At 38.3% G+C, this 17,273-nt stretch carries 29 protein-coding genes; 1 reads left to right on the top strand and 28 read right to left on the bottom strand.

Translation table 11 applies throughout. The features are described 5' to 3' along the window. The first annotated feature begins 22 nt into the window (after window positions 1-22). Window positions 23-1,831: a DUF262 domain-containing protein gene (locus tag CGC57_RS09280; protein WP_095898895.1), complete on the top strand. Its 1,809-nt coding sequence runs from the start codon at window positions 23-25 to the stop codon at window positions 1,829-1,831. A 749-nt stretch (window positions 1,832-2,580) separates the two neighbouring features. Here the strand turns inward: CGC57_RS09280 and CGC57_RS09275 are convergent. From CGC57_RS09275 to rplW, 28 genes are all read right to left on the bottom strand, one after another. Then, complete coding sequence (locus tag CGC57_RS09275; protein ID WP_095898894.1) at window positions 2,581-3,834, bottom strand: hemolysin family protein; 1,254 nt, start codon at window positions 3,832-3,834, stop codon at window positions 2,581-2,583. A gap of 57 nt (window positions 3,835-3,891) precedes the next feature. Beyond that, window positions 3,892-4,560 carry a YceI family protein gene (locus CGC57_RS09270; RefSeq protein ID WP_095898893.1) on the bottom strand — a complete coding sequence of 223 codons (669 nt, stop codon included), beginning with the start codon at window positions 4,558-4,560 and terminating at the stop codon, window positions 3,892-3,894. A 133-nt stretch (window positions 4,561-4,693) separates the two neighbouring features. Beyond that, on the bottom strand, window positions 4,694-5,185 hold the full coding sequence (gene rplQ / locus CGC57_RS09265) for a 50S ribosomal protein L17 (protein WP_095898892.1): 492 nt from the start codon (window positions 5,183-5,185) through the stop codon (window positions 4,694-4,696). A 31-nt stretch (window positions 5,186-5,216) separates the two neighbouring features. Further along, entirely contained in the window at window positions 5,217-6,209 is a 993-nt protein-coding gene (locus CGC57_RS09260) for a DNA-directed RNA polymerase subunit alpha (RefSeq protein ID WP_002679221.1), read from the bottom strand. Between the two features lie 26 nt (window positions 6,210-6,235). After that, window positions 6,236-6,841: a 30S ribosomal protein S4 gene (gene rpsD / locus CGC57_RS09255; protein WP_002679534.1), complete on the bottom strand. Its 606-nt coding sequence runs from the start codon at window positions 6,839-6,841 to the stop codon at window positions 6,236-6,238. Between the two features lie 83 nt (window positions 6,842-6,924). Continuing rightward, on the bottom strand, window positions 6,925-7,326 hold the full coding sequence (rpsK, locus tag CGC57_RS09250) for a 30S ribosomal protein S11 (protein ID WP_002679512.1): 402 nt from the start codon (window positions 7,324-7,326) through the stop codon (window positions 6,925-6,927). Between the two features lie 13 nt (window positions 7,327-7,339). Further along, complete coding sequence (gene rpsM, locus CGC57_RS09245) at window positions 7,340-7,714, bottom strand: 30S ribosomal protein S13 (RefSeq protein WP_002679429.1); 375 nt, start codon at window positions 7,712-7,714, stop codon at window positions 7,340-7,342. 2 nt (window positions 7,715-7,716) lie between these two features. After that, the gene (gene ykgO, locus CGC57_RS09240) at window positions 7,717-7,833 is read right to left on the bottom strand and encodes a type B 50S ribosomal protein L36 (protein WP_002676536.1); all 117 of its coding nucleotides are present in this window, start codon (window positions 7,831-7,833) and stop codon (window positions 7,717-7,719) included. Window positions 7,834-8,108: 275 nt separating this feature from the next. After that, entirely contained in the window at window positions 8,109-8,324 is a 216-nt protein-coding gene (infA, locus tag CGC57_RS09235; protein WP_002675066.1) for a translation initiation factor IF-1, read from the bottom strand. Between the two features lie 9 nt (window positions 8,325-8,333). Then, window positions 8,334-9,677 carry a preprotein translocase subunit SecY gene (secY, locus tag CGC57_RS09230; RefSeq protein WP_002679405.1) on the bottom strand — a complete coding sequence of 448 codons (1,344 nt, stop codon included), beginning with the start codon at window positions 9,675-9,677 and terminating at the stop codon, window positions 8,334-8,336. 10 nt (window positions 9,678-9,687) lie between these two features. Then, window positions 9,688-10,140, bottom strand: coding sequence for a 50S ribosomal protein L15 (gene rplO / locus CGC57_RS09225; protein WP_002679513.1), 453 nt, complete (start codon window positions 10,138-10,140; stop codon window positions 9,688-9,690). Between the two features lie 17 nt (window positions 10,141-10,157). After that, window positions 10,158-10,340, bottom strand: coding sequence for a 50S ribosomal protein L30 (gene rpmD, locus CGC57_RS09220; RefSeq protein WP_002679387.1), 183 nt, complete (start codon window positions 10,338-10,340; stop codon window positions 10,158-10,160). Between the two features lie 11 nt (window positions 10,341-10,351). Next, window positions 10,352-10,876, bottom strand: coding sequence for a 30S ribosomal protein S5 (gene rpsE / locus CGC57_RS09215; RefSeq protein WP_002679388.1), 525 nt, complete (start codon window positions 10,874-10,876; stop codon window positions 10,352-10,354). A gap of 5 nt (window positions 10,877-10,881) precedes the next feature. Beyond that, on the bottom strand, window positions 10,882-11,238 hold the full coding sequence (rplR, locus tag CGC57_RS09210) for a 50S ribosomal protein L18 (protein ID WP_002679484.1): 357 nt from the start codon (window positions 11,236-11,238) through the stop codon (window positions 10,882-10,884). An 11-nt stretch (window positions 11,239-11,249) separates the two neighbouring features. After that, window positions 11,250-11,792: a 50S ribosomal protein L6 gene (rplF, locus tag CGC57_RS09205; RefSeq protein WP_095898891.1), complete on the bottom strand. Its 543-nt coding sequence runs from the start codon at window positions 11,790-11,792 to the stop codon at window positions 11,250-11,252. A gap of 21 nt (window positions 11,793-11,813) precedes the next feature. Beyond that, entirely contained in the window at window positions 11,814-12,212 is a 399-nt protein-coding gene (gene rpsH, locus CGC57_RS09200) for a 30S ribosomal protein S8 (RefSeq protein WP_002675052.1), read from the bottom strand. A 21-nt stretch (window positions 12,213-12,233) separates the two neighbouring features. After that, window positions 12,234-12,503 (bottom strand): 30S ribosomal protein S14, encoded by a 270-nt coding sequence (rpsN, locus tag CGC57_RS09195; RefSeq protein WP_002675050.1) that lies wholly within the window; start codon window positions 12,501-12,503, stop codon window positions 12,234-12,236. A gap of 4 nt (window positions 12,504-12,507) precedes the next feature. After that, window positions 12,508-13,059 carry a 50S ribosomal protein L5 gene (rplE, locus tag CGC57_RS09190; protein WP_002679281.1) on the bottom strand — a complete coding sequence of 184 codons (552 nt, stop codon included), beginning with the start codon at window positions 13,057-13,059 and terminating at the stop codon, window positions 12,508-12,510. A gap of 1 nt (window position 13,060) precedes the next feature. Continuing rightward, window positions 13,061-13,375: a 50S ribosomal protein L24 gene (gene rplX / locus CGC57_RS09185; RefSeq protein ID WP_015782341.1), complete on the bottom strand. Its 315-nt coding sequence runs from the start codon at window positions 13,373-13,375 to the stop codon at window positions 13,061-13,063. Between the two features lie 15 nt (window positions 13,376-13,390). After that, window positions 13,391-13,759, bottom strand: a complete 369-nt coding sequence (gene rplN / locus CGC57_RS09180; protein WP_002675043.1) for a 50S ribosomal protein L14 — start codon at window positions 13,757-13,759, stop codon at window positions 13,391-13,393. A 2-nt stretch (window positions 13,760-13,761) separates the two neighbouring features. Then, entirely contained in the window at window positions 13,762-14,019 is a 258-nt protein-coding gene (rpsQ, locus tag CGC57_RS09175; RefSeq protein WP_002675041.1) for a 30S ribosomal protein S17, read from the bottom strand. A gap of 14 nt (window positions 14,020-14,033) precedes the next feature. Continuing rightward, window positions 14,034-14,225 (bottom strand): 50S ribosomal protein L29, encoded by a 192-nt coding sequence (gene rpmC / locus CGC57_RS09170; RefSeq protein ID WP_002675028.1) that lies wholly within the window; start codon window positions 14,223-14,225, stop codon window positions 14,034-14,036. A gap of 10 nt (window positions 14,226-14,235) precedes the next feature. Further along, a complete protein-coding gene (gene rplP / locus CGC57_RS09165; protein ID WP_002679503.1) occupies window positions 14,236-14,655 on the bottom strand; it encodes a 50S ribosomal protein L16 in 420 nt (139 codons plus the stop codon). A 20-nt stretch (window positions 14,656-14,675) separates the two neighbouring features. After that, a complete protein-coding gene (gene rpsC / locus CGC57_RS09160; RefSeq protein WP_002679516.1) occupies window positions 14,676-15,416 on the bottom strand; it encodes a 30S ribosomal protein S3 in 741 nt (246 codons plus the stop codon). Between the two features lie 8 nt (window positions 15,417-15,424). Then, on the bottom strand, window positions 15,425-15,835 hold the full coding sequence (gene rplV / locus CGC57_RS09155) for a 50S ribosomal protein L22 (protein WP_095898890.1): 411 nt from the start codon (window positions 15,833-15,835) through the stop codon (window positions 15,425-15,427). A gap of 8 nt (window positions 15,836-15,843) precedes the next feature. Next, complete coding sequence (gene rpsS / locus CGC57_RS09150) at window positions 15,844-16,122, bottom strand: 30S ribosomal protein S19 (protein WP_002675018.1); 279 nt, start codon at window positions 16,120-16,122, stop codon at window positions 15,844-15,846. 11 nt (window positions 16,123-16,133) lie between these two features. Beyond that, entirely contained in the window at window positions 16,134-16,961 is an 828-nt protein-coding gene (gene rplB, locus CGC57_RS09145; protein ID WP_002675016.1) for a 50S ribosomal protein L2, read from the bottom strand. A 21-nt stretch (window positions 16,962-16,982) separates the two neighbouring features. Continuing rightward, window positions 16,983-17,270 carry a 50S ribosomal protein L23 gene (gene rplW, locus CGC57_RS09140; RefSeq protein ID WP_009417396.1) on the bottom strand — a complete coding sequence of 96 codons (288 nt, stop codon included), beginning with the start codon at window positions 17,268-17,270 and terminating at the stop codon, window positions 16,983-16,985. Window positions 17,271-17,273 lie beyond the last annotated feature (3 nt).

The following is a 17,273-nucleotide window of genomic DNA, read 5'->3' as shown; positions in this document are numbered from 1 at the left end:
TAAACATAACCAACATAAGTATATGGCAGTAAAATCAAATGACACCAATCTTTCTGAATTGCTTAAGACAGTAGGCAATGGGAAAAGCCAATTACCCGACTTTCAACGTAGTTGGGTATGGGATGATATGAGAATTTGCAAACTCATAGAAAGTTTAACATCAGATTTCCCTATGGGAGCAGCAATGTTTCTTGATTATAGTGCAGATACAGGTATAAAATTCAAGTATCGTTTATTTGAGGGGGTAGACAAGCAATACGAGAGTGTAGTGCCCGATTCATTGGTTTTGGATGGACAACAGCGCCTCACCACTCTCTACCAAGTGTTTATGAGTAAAAATCCTGTTGTTACAAGAATGGACACAGATAAAGATAGTACCATCAAACGATACTATTATATTGATATAGAGAAAGCAATTGACCCAGAAATAGACCGATTAGATGCTATTATATCAATATCTGAGGATAAAATTAAGACAGAAAATATAGGACGAGAAATCATTCTTGATTTGCGTACAAGAGAAGATGAGTATAAGAATCTGATGTTTCCTCTTAACCTAACCTTTTCAGACACTATGGATTGGATATGGGGATTAATCACTTATAATAAAGACGCAATGCCTATTGTTCAAAAGTTTCAGCAAGAAATTTTGGAACCTTTGAAGAAATATACATTCCCTGTTATCACCCTTGCCAAAGATACTACTCCAGAGGCTGTATGCCAAATTTTTGAGAATGTAAATACAGGCGGTGTTACACTCACAGTATTCGAGCTTGTTACAGCAAAATTCGCTGCAATGGGCAGTAAAAATCTAAGAGAAGAGTGGAATAAGCTAAAAACAGATTTCAACGAAAGAAGCGACAAATTACTTAAAGACCTTTCAGGACCAAATTTTCTTACCTCAATGACATTGCTTTTATCATACTTAAAAATGAAAAAAGGAGTGCGACAAACAGTATCTTGTAAGAAAAAGGATGTGTTAAAGTTAGAATATGATGATTTTTTCACCCATCTTGAAGATTTGAAGCAGGGTTTCACTTGTGCCACTAATTTTATGGTTCAACAAGGAATCTACAAATCAATAGACATTCCCTATAGTACTCAGCTCATTCCACTTGCAGCCATTTTTGCATACGATAATTTGAATGGCAAAAAACTAAGTTTAATGCAAAATTTGGATTTATTAGCTAAATGGTTTTGGTGTGGTGTTTTTGGTGAACTTTATGGCAGTGCCAATGAAACTAGATTTGCCCAAGATATAGTAGGAATCTTTGAATGGATGGAGAATGAGAATGCTGTGCCTGAAACCGTTACAAGAGCAACTTTTGATGCTACTCGGTTATTATGGTTGCAAACTCGCAACAGTGCTGCATACAAAGGTGTTATGGCTTTAATCAACAAGCAACACCCTAAAGATTTTATGAGCGGACAAGATATGGAAATTGCTAATTATCTCTTAGAACTTACGGATATTCATCATATTTTCCCACAAGCATATTGCACAAAGGAAAATCTGCCACAAAGAAAATGGAACTCTGTAATAAATAAGACACCCATCTACGCTACAACCAATCGTTCAATAGGTGGTAAAGCTCCAAGTCTTTATATTCAGACCATTCGAAATAAAGGTATATCAGAAGATAAAATAGATAATGCTTTAGAATCCCATAATATAAACCCAACTTTACTTAAAATAGATAGTTTTGATGCCTTTATTGTAGATAGAGCGAAACGCCTTCTCAATCTAATTGAAAAGGCTATGGGCAAAGCTGTTTCTGGAAGAGAAAGTAATTCAACAATTCAACATTTTGGGCAAGCTCTAACTGAATAGTTATAAACAAGTTTGAACTATTTTTTAAAGATATAATACCTCTCTCAGTGCTATTTTACTATGATTATTGCTAAAAAATTAGGGGTAACCGTAGATTTTTAAGAGAAGAAGTATCAGCTAACAACGTGTAAAATGAGAAAGTTATACAAAATTTCCGTGTAGCGTATATACAAAAAACTGTAATTTCATTTTTCGGCACGAAGTATTAAAATTTTATTTAACGCTGATAATAAGCAACTTATATGTAAAACAGATAGACTTTCCATTTTTGGCACGCTATTTTCTATATAGTAAGTGTAAGTTTGACAGACGGGATGTTAGTAAAACTTGCAAGTGCATCATAAATCATAATAAATGATTATACTGAAAATTGCTTGAAAAAACTGAATTAAACAAATTACTGAAAAATTGCTATAAGAAACATTGTTAGATAAAGATTATTTCATTGAAAACAAGATTTTGAGAAACAGAGATTGCTAATATGTTAATCAAAATTGCTTACTATAAGAAACATCATTAAAGCAAAATTTGAAAAAAATTAAATTACTGAAAAAGATCATTTATTAAGCTATTTATAGACAAAATTTTATGAGAAAAACAAATACTTTTAAGTTCATAAAATTTTTTATAAGCTTAAAAGTATTAATTTTGGAGTTAGTAGTAGTATTTATATGCATTGTGAAAAAAGGCTCTTCCGAAAGGGAGAGTCTTTTTTTCATTAGCACATTCAACTAATTATCAATTAACAATTATTCGTTGTTTACTACAAGTCTTACGGTCTCTATTTTGGTTTGAGAACAAGCCTCTATAACAAAAGAAAATGGGGGAATTTGTATGAGATCGCCTTGGGTGGGGATACCCTCGTTGTGAAGTACTATAAAGCCGCCTAAAGTCTCGTATTCTTCACTTTCGGGAATTTCTAAGTGATAGGTTTCATTGAGGTATTCCACCTCCAAACGAGCTGAAAATAGGTATTCCGTTTCCGATAGTTGTTCTTCTATAAATTTATCTTTATCGTGTTCGTCTTCAATTTCGCCAAAGAGTTCTTCTACAATATCCTCTAAGGTTACAATCCCCGAGGTACCGCCATACTCATCGAGTACTACCGCCATACTTTTGCGTTTGCGGGTAAGAATATTCAACACTTCGTTTATCTGAATAGTTTCAGGGATATTCACGATAGGAATAAGCACCTCTTTGATATTTTTGGGTTTCTTGAACATATCAAACGAGTGTACATACCCCAAAATATCATCAATATTTTCGTTGTATATCAATATTTTAGAGAATCCTGAAGAGACAAAAGTAGCAATCAGATTTTCTATAGACTCATTGAGTTCTACAGCTACTATTTCGGTACGTGGTATCATTATCTCACGCGCTTTTACTCCCGAAAACTCTAAAGCGTTCTGGAACATCTGCACTTCACTATCCATTTCCTCTTTTTTAGGCACATTTTCGAGCTGTTCGGAGATGTAGTCTACTAATTCTACTTTAGTAAACGAAAGAGGCACGTAATCCCCTTTTGTTTTGAAGAATACTCGCAATACAAAATCGGAAATCCACATCACCAAACTTGAAAGCGGGTAGAACAACAAGTAGAAAAAGTAAGCAGGAATAGCAAACAGTTTCAACAACTGATTGGCGTAAATCTGGAAGAATACTTTAGGCATAAACTCTGCCGTGATGAGGATAATAAGAGTGGAAATGATAGTATGCCAAAGCACATTTTGGAAGAAATCGGGTAGAAGGGCGGTCATTACTTTGCCCATTTCAAACCCATAGACTACTAAGGCAACATTATTGCCCACGAGCATAGTAGCCAACAGTTTAGAAGGCTTTCGGGTGAGTTTAGTAAGGACATTTGCTATCACACCCTCTTGTTTTTTAAGGATTTCTAAGTGTACTTTGTTAGACGATACGTAGGCTATTTCAAAGCCCGAAAAAAAGGCTGAAAGTACCAGCGTAGTAAGGATAATAATTATAGAAATAGGTTCAACCATAAGAATAATAGAAAAAGGCAGTTGCTACCAACTGCCTTTTATTTATGAAAAGAATTTTTACTTGGTAGCCTTAGCTTTTACTACTAACTCTACATCATCGTTGATGAATTTGTCTTTCAAATCATCAAACACTGATTTAGAACCATAGTTTACTCCAAAATCTACACGATTGATTTTGAAAGGTTGAGAAGCGATGCTCACTTCATTATCGGTAATAGTAACAGTAGCAGGGAAAGACACTTCTTTAGTTTTACCTTTGATAGTAAGGTCACCAGTAAGGTTTTTACCATCGAATTTTTTGAACACGAAAGAAGCTGTAGGGAAATCTTTCACATTGAAAAAGTGGTCTACTTTTTCAGGATCAGTACCTTTAAGGTGAGCTTCGAGGTCTTCTTTACCTTTGCCAGCTTGAAGGTCGAGTACTGTAATGGTATTCATATCCAATACAAATTCGGCTTTGGTAATAGCTCCATTTTCTACATTTACACCCCCTTTGGTAACGTTTACAGTACCATTGTGTTTGCCAGCAGGTTTGCTACCTACCCATTCTACTACTGAAGTAGGATCAACTAAGTAAGCAAAAGCAGGAGCTTGAACAGCTTCAGGAGCAGTTGCTTGCTCGGTAGTAGGGGTAGTTGTTTCAGCATTTTGCTGAGTGTTTGTGTTATTGCAACTCACAAGTGCAACGCTTGCTATAACAGCTAAGCTCAAAACGATTTTTTTCATTAGTGTTTTTTATTTTAAGTTATTAATTGGGCAAAAGTATGAAATATATTTTATTCTGCCAAATTTATTTAGGAAACGAAAAGAGGCTTGCCGTGGCAAACCTCTTTATTTTTATTAACTTTAACAACTGTAATTATTCAGCTGCTTCAGCTTTAACTTCAGATTTTACTTCTGTTTTTGCTTCAGTTGCAGTTTCTTCAGTTGCTTTTTTTCTACCACGACGAGTAGTTTTCTTTTTAGCTGCTTTATTAGCTACGTTGTAAGTAGTGTTATAGTCTACGAACTCAATCATAGCCATTTCGGCGTTATCGCCTAAACGATTTCCTAATTTGATGATACGAGTGTATCCACCTGGGCGGTCGCCTACTTTCACTGCTACTCCTTTGAAGAGTTCGGTTACAGCGTATTTGTTGCGCAATTTACTAAAAGCGATACGACGATTGTGAGTAGTATCTTCTTTAGATTTAGTTACCAATGGCTCTACAAAAAGTTTTAGAGCTTTTGCTTTTGCCAAGGTAGTATTGATGCGTTTATGCTCGATAAGAGAGCAAGCCATATTGGCGAGCATTGAATTTCTATGAGCAGATTTTCTTCCTAAATGATTAATTTTATTTCCGTGTCTCATTTTTCCTTAGTTAAAATATCGCAAGAGCGAGTTAATCTTTATCCAATTTATACTTTGAGGTATCCATACCGAACACCAAACCTTTGTTAGCCACTAATTCGTCGAGCTCGATGAGAGATTTTTTACCGAAGTTTCTAAATTTCATCAAATCGGCTTTGTTGAATGACACTAAGTCGCCTAATGTTTCTACTTCAGCGGCTTTCAAGCAGTTGAGAGCGCGCACTGAAAGGTCCATATCTACCAATTTAGTTTTGAGTAACTGACGCATGTGCAATGATTCTTCATCGTAAGCATCGGTTTGAGCTACTTCATCGGCTTCGAGGGTAATTCTCTCATCGGAGAATAGCATAAAGTGGTGGATAAGTGTTTTAGCGGCTTCAGTAAGCGCTTGTTTAGGGTGGATGGAACCGTCGGTTTTAATTTCGAAGACTAATTTTTCGTAGTCAGTTTTTTGTTCAACACGATAATTTTCAATGGTGTATTTCACGTTTTTGATAGGAGTAAAGATTGAATCGGTAGCAATCACTCCTATAGCGGCGTTTGGTTTTGCGTTTTCTTCGGCAGATACGTAACCACGACCTTTTTCAATGGTAATTTCCATTGTAAAGGATGCAGAAGTTTCCATATTGCAAATTACCAAATCGGGGTTTAGCACTTGAAAACCTGAAAGAGTTTTTTGAAAATCACCGGCAGTCAATTGTTTTTTACCAGAAACAGTAATGGTAGCTGTTTCATCTTCTACGTCTTCCACTTGGCGTTTGAAGCGAACTTGTTTCAAGTTGAGAATGATTTCGGTTACATCTTCTCTCACGCCTGGTATAGTAGAAAATTCGTGGTCTACTTTATCAAATTTCACAGAGGTAATAGCGAAACCTTCGAGAGAAGAGAGCATAACTCTGCGCAATGCGTTACCTATAGTTAAACCATATCCTGGTTCCAAAGGGCGAAATTCAAATCGCCCTTCGAAATCAGATGATTCAATCATTATAACTTTATCTGGTTTTTGAAAGTTAAATAATGCCATATTTTGACTGCTGTCTTTTTTATTTATTATTTAGAGTACAACTCTACGATTAACTGTTCTTTAATATTTTCAGGAATCTGAATACGTTGAGGTACAGCTACGAAAGTACCTTCTAATTTTTCAGGGTTCCAAGTGATCCATTCGTATACGGTGCTGTGAGCAGCCAATGAATTTTCGATCACGCTTAAAGATTTTGATTTTTCGCGAACGCCTACTACATCACCAGGTTTAAGGGAATAAGAAGGGATGTTTACGATGTTACCGTTCACAGTGATGTGGCGGTGAGACACCAATTGACGGGCGGCGCTACGAGTAGGAGCGATACCCATACGGTATACGACGTTGTCTAAGCGAGATTCGCAAAGTTGAAGAAGCACCTCACCGGTGATGTGTTTACTTCTTTTAGCTTTTTCATATAGGTTATGGAATTGTTTTTCGAGGATTCCATAAGTATATTTAGCTTTTTGTTTTTCTTGTAGCTGGATGGCGTATTCAGAGCGTTTTGCTCTACGGCGAGCCAAGCCGTGTTGTCCGGGAGGATAGTTTTTTCTTTCAAAAGATTTATCATCTCCGAAGATAGCTTCACCAAATTTACGAGCTATTTTAGTTTTTGGTCCTGTATATCTTGCCATTTTGAATTGTTTAAAATGAAAGGCAGTTATGAATTAAGGCATTCCTTCGATAACAACTCACCTTTCTTAAATGTTATTAAAAATTATACTCTACGTTTTTTAGGAGGGCGGCATCCGTTGTGAGGAAGAGGAGTAACGTCGATAATTTCAGTTACTTCGATACCAGCGTTGTGGATAGTACGGATAGCGGATTCTCTACCGTTACCTGGACCTTTTACGTATACTTTTACTTTTTTAAGTCCGGCGTCGAAAGCTACTTTAGCAGCATCTTCGGCGGCTACTTGTGCGGCGTAAGGGGTATTTTTCTTAGAGCCTCTGAAGCCCATTTTACCTGCTGACGACCAAGCAATTACATCTCCTTTTTTATTGGTAAGAGAAATGATAACATTATTGAAAGTAGCTGAAACGTGAGCTTCGCCAACAGATTCAACGACTACTTTTCTCTTTTTAGAGACTTTTGCATTTTTTGCATTTTGTTTTGCCATACTCTACTACTTATTATTTAGTTGCTTTTTTCTTGTTCGCAACAGTTTTTCTTTTACCTTTTCTTGTACGAGAATTGTTTTTAGTTTTTTGACCGCGCAAAGGTAATCCGTTACGGTGGCGGATACCGCGGTAGCAACCGATGTCCATCAAACGTTTGATGTTCAATTGGATTTCGGAGCGCAATTCTCCTTCGATTTTATAAGACGCAACGATTTCGCGAATACGGCTGATTTCGTCATCATTCCATTCGCTTACTTTAGTGTCTTCGTTTACTTGAGCTCTACTTAAGATTTCTTTAGCTCTACTTTTTCCGATACCAAAAATGTAGGTTAAACCAATAACCCCTCTTTTGTTTTTTGGTAAGTCAATACCTGCAATTCGTGCCATAATTATCCTTGTCGTTGTTTAAATTTAGGATTTTTCTTGTTAATTACGTACAATCGTCCTTTTCTGCGCACAATGATGCACTCGGAACTTCTTTTTTTAATTGATGCTCTAACTTTCATTTTGTTTTGTTTATATCAATAGAGTGTGCAAAACTACAATTTTTTTTTGTAATAGCCACATTTTTAGTGTACAAAAATTTCATTTTGCATTTAATTCACTCGTTTTTGAGCGTAAATTTTATATTCAACAAATTGAATACAAATGTTTTACGCTAAAAATACCACAAATAAAAAATTCTTATTTTATGATTGTAATTTCTCACAGATATAACTAAAATGGTTTTATCTGTGAGAAATTATCAACCAAAATATTGGAAGAATTCTCTTAATTAAAACTAATAACGGTAGGTGATGCGAGCTTTGCTTAGGTCGTAAGGGCTCATTTCGAGTTTTACTTTATCGCCTGGGAGTAGTTTGATGTAGTGCATACGCATTTTTCCTGAGATGTGTGCAATCACTACGTGTCCATTGTCTAACTCCACTCTGAACATTGCATTAGACAGTGCTTCTACAATAGTTCCGTCCTGTTCAATTGCTGCTTGTTTAGCCATAAATTTTAATTAAGATACTTTTCTATTTTTACCTGTTTTCATCAAACCATCATAATGGCGATTGAGCAGATATGAATTTACTTGTTGCATAGTATCAATAGCAACCCCTACTAAGATGAGTAGTGAGGTACCTCCGTAGAACAATGCCCATTGGTCTTGCATACCAATAATTTTGAGCAGTGATGGGAAGATAGCTACCAAGGCTATACATATAGAACCAGGGAATGTGATGAGCGACATAATTTTATCTAAATAGTCGCCTGTTTCTTTACCTGGGCGTATACCTGGGATGAAACCTCCGCTGCGTTTTAGGTCATCGGCCATTTTATTGGTAGGTACTGTGATTGCAGTATAGAAATACGTGAATAGTATAATCATAGCTGCGAATAGCAGATTGTACCAAAAACCGAAGACATTAGAGAAGGCTGCTTGAACGCTTTTAGCAAATTCGGATTGTGATAATCCGGCTACAGTGGCTGGAATGAACATCAGGGCTTGAGCGAAGATGATAGGCATTACCCCTGCAGCGTTGAGTTTTAAAGGAATGTATTGACGAGCGCCAAATATATTTTTCTCGTTAGCGACTCCTCCGTCGGCTGTTCTACGGGCGTACTGTACTGGGATTTGTCGTACTGCTTTGATCAGGTAGATACATAGCAGGATGATGACGAACCAAAGGATTATCTCGATTAGGATTAAAAGAGGTCCTCCAGTACCGGTAAGTCTAGAAGCGGTTTCGGAGAGGAATGCGCGAGGGAGGCGTGCGATGATACCTACCATAATGAGTAGGGAGATACCGTTACCAATTCCTTTATCGGTGATTTTTTCACCTAACCACATTGCGAAAATAGTTCCTGTTACTAAGATAAGCACCGCTGGTACTATAAAAGAGAGTCCCTTGCCTAAAAGGAAGGCAGCATCAGGGACTCCTAATCTATTGATACCGTATAGGTATACGGGTGCTTGTACAATACATATTGCAATAGTAAGCCATCGAGTGATTTGGTTTATCTTTCGGCGTCCGCTTTCACCTTCTTTTTGTAGTTTTTGGAGATAAGGAATAGCGATTCCCATCAACTGAACGACGATAGAAGCTGAGATGTAGGGCATAATCCCGAGGGCGAATACTGAGGCATTAGAGAAAGCGCCACCAGTAAAAGCGTTGAGGATGTCGAGGAGACCACCGCCAGAGGTTTTAGTAGACAACTCGTGCAATTGAGCGGAGTCGATACCAGGGAGGACGATGTGAGCTCCGAAGCGATAAACTAACAAAATTCCGAGAGTTAAAATGATTCTATTTTTTAACTCTTCAATTTTCCAAATATTGGTCAGGTTCTCGATAAACTTCTTCATAAATTGAATATTACAAGGTTACTGCTTCGCCACCAGCAGCTTCGATAGCGGCTTTAGCACTTGCAGTAAACTTATGAACAGATATTTTTAGTTTAGATTTTAGTTCGCCACCACCTAGTATTTTGACTAAGTCAGATTTTTTAGCTAGGTTTAGTTGAACTAAGGTTTCGAGGTCGACTTTATCAGTAATTTTGCCGTTATCAACGAGTTCTTGGATGCGACCCAAGTTGATACCGACGTATTCTTTACGGTTAAAGTTTTTGAAACCGAATTTTGGTACGCGTCGTTGTAGGGGCATTTGACCACCTTCGAAGCCAATCTTATTAGAAAAGCCAGAACGAGATTTAGCTCCTTTGTGACCGCGGGTAGAAGTTCCTCCTTTACCAGAACCTTGACCGCGACCTACGCGCTTCCCTTCTCTGTGAATTGAACCCTGTGCGGGTTGTAAATTACTCAAGTTCATAACTTTGTATAAAAATATTATTTAACTTCTTCTACAGAAATTAAGTGTTTTACCTTATTGATCATACCAAGGATGCTTGGTGTAGCGTCGTGTTCGACAGTTCTACCGATACGAGTAAGACCTAATGCTTCGAGAGTAAGTTTTTGGTCTTTAGGGCGTTTGATGCTACTTTTAATTTGAGTTACTTTAATTTTTGCCATAGCTATATAAATTAACCTTTAAACAATTTTTCTAAAGAGATGCCACGTTGAGCAGCGACAGTTTTAGCGCTACGCAATTGTAATAAAGCGTCGAAAGTAGCTTTCACCACGTTGTGAGGGTTAGAAGAGCCTTGAGATTTAGAGAGTACGTTATGGATACCTACGGATTCCAAAACGGCACGTACTGCACCACCAGCAATAACTCCAGTACCATCGGTAGCGGGTTGTAGGAATACACGGGCACCGCCGTATTTTCCTTTTTGTTCGTGAGGCAAGGTAGTACCGTTGAGGGGGATACGCACTAAGTTTTTCTTAGCGTCTTCCACAGCTTTAGCGATAGCTTCGGAAACCTCTTTAGATTTACCTAAACCGTGACCTACGACTCCGTTTTCGTCGCCAACTACAACGATAGCGGAGAAACCGAAAGCGCGACCACCTTTAGTTACTTTAGTAACACGTTGTACTCCTACCAAACGGTCTTTCAATTCCAAACCACTTGGTTTTACATATTCTACATTTTTATATTTCTGATACATAGTTATTAGAATTTAAGTCCGCCTTCTCTAGCACCGTCGGCTAATGATTTTACACGTCCGTGGTAAAGGTATCCTCCGCGATCGAAGGATACTTTTTCGATACCTTGTTTCAAAGCTTTTTCAGCAATAGCTTTACCGACCAATGCTGCTTTTTCAGTTTTAGTACCTTTGGCGGCACTAATTTCTTTATCACGTGAAGATGCAGCCAACAGGGTAGTACCTTTAGTATCGTCTATGATTTGGACATAGATTTCGTTATTACTTCTGAAAACAGCCAAACGAGGTTGTTCAGCAGTACCTTTTACTACTTTTCTGATTCTGCTTTTAATACGTTGTCTTCTTTCTATTCTTGATAATGCCATTGTTCTAACTATTAAGCTGATTTACCTGCTTTTCTTCTCAACACTTCGCCTACGAATTTAACGCCTTTACCTTTGTAAGGTTCAGGTTTACGGAAGCTACGGATTTTAGCCGCTACTTGACCGAGTAGTTGTTTGTCGTGAGAAGTTAATTTAATGATAGGGTTTTTACCTTTCTCGTTGATTGTCTCGAGTTTAATTTCGGTTGGCAATTCGAGAATGATGTTGTGAGAGAAACCAAGGGCTAAGTCTAGCTTTTGACCTTGGTTAGCTGCACGGTATCCAACCCCTACTAACTCTAATTCTTTAGTGAAACCTTCAGAGACACCTACGACCATATTGTGTACTAAGGCACGGTATAGACCGTGTTTAGCGTTTTGGTCTTTGGTAGTATCTGTAGTTTCAAACACTAAATGTCCATCTTCTTGCTTTACAGCAATGTCTTTAACCTCTTGGGTTAATTCGCCTAATTTCCCCTTTACTGTTACGACGTTATCTTTGATAGTAACGGTAACTCCTGCGGGAATATTGATGGGTGCTTTACCTATTCTTGACATTGTTTATTGTCTTTTTATTGATTAGTAAACGTAACAAATTACCTCTCCACCGATATTGAGTTCTCTAGCTTTTTTACCTGTCATCACGCCTTGTGATGTAGAGATAATAGCGATACCCAAACCGTTTAATACGCGAGGTAGGTTATCAGCGCCAGCGTACTTTCTCAGACCTGGGCGGCTGGCTCTTTCAATATGCCTAATAACGGGTTCTTTGGTTACTTTGTCGTATTTCAAAGCTATTTTGATGGTACCTTGTACGGTAGAGTCATCGAATTTATAGCTAAGGATAAACCCTTGGTCAAAAAGGATTTTAGTAATTTCCTTTTTGAGTTTAGAGGCTGGGATCTCAACGACTCTGTGACCAGCGCTATTAGCATTTCTAATTCTTGTTAAATAATCTGCGATAGGATCTGTATACATAAATTTTGTCCTTTTAAATTATTACCAACTTGCTTTTTTTACACCAGGAATTAATCCTTTGTTTGCCATTTCGCGGAATAACACACGTGAAATTCCAAAGGTGCGCATATACCCTTTAGGGCGACCTGTAAGTTTGCAACGGTTATGCAGACGGACAGGAGAAGCATTTTTAGGGATTAGCTGAAGTGCTTCATAATCACCAGCTTCTTTTAGAGCTTTGCGTTTAGCAGCGTATTTAGCTACTAACTTTTGACGTTTCACCTCGCGGGCTTTCATTGATTCTTTAGCCATATACTTAGTTCTTTTTAAAAGGTAATCCTAATTCGCTTAATAATGATTTAGCTTCTTTATCAGTGTGAGCTGAAGTAACGAAGGTAATATCCATACCTGCGATCTTGTTGATTTTATCAATGTCGATTTCAGGGAATATGATTTGTTCGGTAACGCCTAAATTGTAGTTACCTCTACCATCGAAGCCATTTGCTTTCACGCCTTGGAAGTCTCTTACACGAGGAAGAGCTGTAGTGATAAGGCGGTCTAAGAACTCATACATTCTTTCGCCACGAAGGGTAACTTTGGCACCGATAGCCATACCTTTACGGAGTTTGAAAGAAGCTACGTCCTTTTTAGAATAAGTGGCAACAGCTTTCTGACCAGTAATTTTGGTAAGTTCGTCTACAGCATAGTCGATTTGTTTTTTATCGGCTACTGCAGAACCAACACCGCGGCTCACAACTATTTTTTCAAGTTTAGGAACCTGCATTACATTTTTATAGCCAAATTCTTCTTTTAGAGCCGCAACGATGCGCTCTTTGTATTCTTGTTTTAATCTAGGTACGTAAGCCATATTATATTACTACATTAGATTTTTTAGAAATTCGCACTTTTTTACCGTCACGTTCTTCGATACCTACACGAGTAGTTTTTTTCGTTTTAGGGTCGATGAGTGCGAGGTTAGAAATGTGAATAGATGCTTCTTTTTCTACGATTCCACCTTGAGGGTTTTGAGCGTTAGGTTTGGTGTGTTTTTTGACCAAGTTTAGCCCCTCAACAATCGCTCTGTTCTTCTCGCGATCTACACGTAATACTTTGCCTTCTTTACCTTTTTCTTCTCCAGCAATTATTTTTACGGTATCTCCAGTTTTAATTTTTAGTTTCATCATTTACTTTATTAAAAATTAAAGCACTTCTGGTGCTAATGAAACGATCTTCATAAATTGTTTATCACGAAGTTCTCTCGCTACGGGTCCGAATACACGGGTACCTCTCATTTCACCAGCTGCGTTCAAGAGAACGCAAGCGTTTTCATCAAATCGGATATAAGAACCATCGGCACGGCGTACTTCTTTTTTAGTTCTTACTACCACCGCTGTAGAAACTTGTCCTTTTTTTACGTTTCCGTTAGGAGTAGCTTCTTTGACGGTAACTACAATCTTATCGCCTACTGAGGCATATCTGCGCTTGGTACCACCGAGTACACGGATAGTAAGCACTTCTTTAGCGCCAGTATTATCGGCTACTTTTAGTCTTGATTCTTGTTGTACCATAATTACTTAGCTCTTTCAATGATTTCTACTAATCTCCAGCATTTGGTTTTGCTCAATGGACGTGTTTCCATTATACGCACAGTATCACCAATGTTGCAATCGTTTTTTTCGTCGTGCGCAACATATTTTTTAGTGCGCAACACGAACTTACCATACATAGGGTGTTTTACACGTTTCACTTCTGAAACTACGATAGATTTATCCATTTTGTTGCTTGTAACAACCCCTATTCTTTCTTTTCTTAAATTTCTTTTTTCCATAAGGCAGGTTCGAATTATTGTAATTCTCGTTTAGTTAGCTCACAAGCCAATCTCGCGATAGTTCTTCTTACGTTACGTAATTGAATTGGTTTTTCCAATGACGAAATTGCGTGTGCCATTTTCAAATCTGCATACGATTTCTTAAACTCACCAAGCTTTTCTTGTAGCTCAGTTATTGTCAATTTGTTAATTTCAGACTGTTTCATTGTTCTTTAATTAATTTTGATAATCTCTTGCTACAACGAATTTTGTTTTTACGGGTAGCTTTTGAGCTGCGAGGCGTAGCGCTTCTTTAGCTACGTCGAGCGGCACGCCGCCTACCTCAAACATTATTCTTCCTGGTTTTACTACGGCTGCCCAGTATTCTACGGCACCTTTACCTTTACCCATACGTACTTCCAAAGGCTTTTTGGTAATAGGTTTATCTGGGAAGATTTTGATCCAAAGTTGACCTTCACGTTTCATATAACGGGTAGCAGCTACACGAGCTGACTCGATTTGGCGAGAAGTGATGAATGCTGAATCTAACGATTTAATTCCGAAAGTACCATTAGAAAGGAGCGCACCGCGGTGAGCTACGCCTTTCATTCTGCCTTTTTGTTGTTTACGATATTTCGTTCTTTTTGGCTGTAACATCTTTCTTGTTCTTTAAAAAATTACTTTTTGCGACGCGCTCTTTTGGGTGCACCAGCAGGCTTGTCAGTTGATTTACCAGAGAAATTTCCGCCAGTGGCTTTTTTAGTCATACCTACGAGTGGGGAGAGTTCTCTTTTACCATAGATTTCGCCTTTCATAATCCACACTTTGATGCCCATACGGCCATAAGTAGTGTGAGCTTCGTCAATAGCGTAATCGATATCAGCTCTAAAGGTTGAAAGAGGGATACGACCTTCTTTAAAGCTTTCGGAACGTGCCATTTCGGCTCCATTCAAACGACCTGAAATCATTACCTTGATACCTTCAGCGTTCATACGCATAGCTGAAGCGATAGCCATTTTGATAGCGCGTTTGTAAGAAACACGACCTTCGATTTGGCGGGCGATGCTTGCTGCAACGAGAGCTGCGTCGAGTTCAGGGCGTTTGATTTCAAAAATGTTGATTTGGATGTCTTTACCGGTGATTTTCTTAAGTTCTTCTTTCAACTTGTCTACCTCCTGACCGCCTTTACCGATGATGATACCAGGGCGAGCGGTGGTGATAGTAACGGTTACAAGTTTGAAAGTACGTTCGATAATCACGTGAGCAACACTAGCTTTAGATAAACGAGCGAGAACATATTTTCTGATTTTGTCGTCTTCAGCGAGTTTATCTCCGTAATCATTGCCTCCATACCAGTTAGACTCCCATCCTCTGATAATTCCTAGGCGATTTCCGATTGGATTTGTCTTTTGTCCCATAGTTTATCTTAGCTTTCTGTGTTAAAATTTTTAGCTCCAAGTACCAAAGTTATGTGGTTAGAGCGTTTTCTAATTCTGTGTGCTCTTCCTTGTGGGGCTGGGCGTAAGCGTTTAAGGATAGCGCCACCATCCACGCGGATTTCTTTGATGAATACTCCTGCTTCTTCCAAGTTAGCGTCCTCGTTTTTAGCTTGCCAGTTAGCGATAGCTGAACGCAACAATTTTTCTAAACGAGCTGCTGCTTCTTTTTGGTTGAATTTCAAAATAGCCAAGGCTTTGTCTACTTGCTGTCCACGAACTAAATCCGCTACTAAGCGCATTTTTCGAGGAGAAGTAGGGCAGTTATTTAACTTCGCGAAAGCCAAGCTTTTTTTAGCTTCTTTAATTTCGTCTGCTCTTAATTTTTTTCTAACTCCCATAGCCTTAATTATTTTTTACCTTTATTTTTTGCACCTGCGTGTCCACGGAAGGAACGAGTAGGTGAAAATTCTCCTAATTTATGTCCCACCATATTTTCAGTGATGTATACAGGGACAAACTGACGACCGTTGTGAACTGCAATAGTTTGGCCAACAAAGTCTGGAGTAATCATAGAAGCGCGTGACCAAGTTTTGATAACGTTTTTCTTACCAGACTGTATATTTTGTTGGATTTTCTTTTCCAAGCTATAGTGAACGTAAGGTCCTTTTTTTAATGAACGTGCCATTTGTTAGTCTCTTATTTTTTTCTGCGTTCTACAATATACTTATTACTTGCTTTGGTTTTAGAACGAGTTCTATAACCTTTCGCTGGAATGCCTTTACGTGAGCGTGGGTGACCACCGGTAGCACGACCTTCACCACCACCCATTGGGTGATCGACAGGGTTCATAACTACAGCACGAGTACGAGGACGGCGTCCTAACCAGCGTGAGCGACCTGCTTTACCTGAAAGTACCAATTGGTGATCAGAGTTTGATACGGCTCCTATGGTTGCTAAGCAAGTGAGGAGGATCATACGAGTTTCACCTGAAGGTAGCTTTACAGTAGCATACTTACCATCTTTTGCCATTAGTTGAGCAAAAGTTCCTGCAGAACGAGCGATGTTAGCTCCTTGTCCAGGGCGCAATTCAATACAAGAAATTACAGTACCGAGAGGGATTTGAGAGAGCGGCATTGCGTTACCGATTTCAGGGGCGATGTTTTCTTGACCTGAAACGATTACTTGATCTACTTTCAAACCAGCGGGAGCGATGATGTAACGCTTTTCACCGTCGGTGTATTGAACGAGAGCAATAAACGCTGTTCTGTTTGGGTCGTACTCGATAGAAACTACTTTGGCGTCTACGCCGAATTTGTTTCGTTTGAAGTCGATGATACGGTACTTTTTCTTATGACCACCACCAATGTAACGCATGGTCATTTTTCCTTGATTGTTTCTACCACCGGTCTTTTTCAACGGAACGAGCAAGCTCTTTTCCGGCTTATCAGTAGTAATGGTGTCGAATTCGTTTACTACTCTAAAACGCTGACCAGGGGTAATCGGTTTTAATTTTCTAACTGACATTTTTGTCTATTTGTTAAATACTTATATATTACTATAAAAATCTATAGTTCCATCTTCTACTTGCACTACTGCTTTTTTCACTGCGTTAGTTTTAGCGATTTGCAAGCCTGTTTTTGTATAACGAGTAGATCGTTTAGGACCGTAGTTAAGGGTACGTACGGATTTCACTTTAACGCCATAAGTAGCTTCAACTTCATTTTTGATTTGAATCTTGTTAGCGTCCTTAGCTACTACGAATGTATAGCAGTTTCTCAACTCGCTATTTTCGTTTGCTTTTTCTGTATTTACAGGTTTAATTAATACGCTCATTTT

Origin of the sequence: Capnocytophaga sputigena (assembly GCF_002302495.1) — a bacterium.
Classification (GTDB): Bacteria; Bacteroidota; Bacteroidia; order Flavobacteriales; family Flavobacteriaceae; genus Capnocytophaga; species Capnocytophaga sputigena.
Note: the sequence above shows the minus strand (reverse complement) of the source record. Positions and strands in the feature narration are given on the sequence as shown.